1 protein-coding gene is annotated in these 527 nt (G+C 54.3%); it reads left to right on the forward strand.

What is annotated here, in order from left to right:
- Positions 1-284: hypothetical protein (locus H7A77_RS25435; protein ID WP_220457889.1), on the forward strand; the 284-nt coding region annotated here is incomplete at its 5' end.
- Positions 285-527: the final 243 nt, after the last annotated feature.

A 527-nucleotide genomic window follows, 5' to 3' on the forward strand; every position in this document is an offset into this window, starting at 1 on the left:
GAGGTTTTCTACCGCACACCGGATGCAGGCAAAGCAATCCAGGCTCAGCGCGTATTCAGCAAAAAGCACCAGTGCGCCAACTAACAGCAGAGGGTTACATGATGAAGGTAAAAATCACAACGACCGGAGGCGCCGTTCGAGAAGCAGATTTGGCGGAAGTCGAGTTTTTGCCGGAACACTACGGCGCAATTCGGGGTTGGTGGTGGTGCCCTGAGAAGGGCTACGTGATGCAGCTAGCCTTGCGCCACATCCACATTGACAGCGTCGAATATATCAACGCCTAACACCCACCGCGCCCTACGGGGCGCACTGAGGCAATCATGACATTCAACGAAAAAGTCTGGCTGGGCGTGGTTGTCATCTGCGTCGCGTTCTGGTCAGCAGTCGGTTTTATCATCGCCGGTTAATGCCGGCGTATTAGGCTGACCACTCGCCCGATTCCTTAAATTCTGGAAGCGGTGAAGGATCCTACCTCATGAGTGGTCAGCCCAATACCTCACCTATCTGGTGGCGTATCGTTTCGGTTC

It is taken from the genome of Serratia sp. ME47 (assembly GCF_903970925.1).
GTDB classification, from domain to species: domain Bacteria; phylum Pseudomonadota; class Gammaproteobacteria; order Enterobacterales; family Enterobacteriaceae; genus Serratia; species Serratia ureilytica.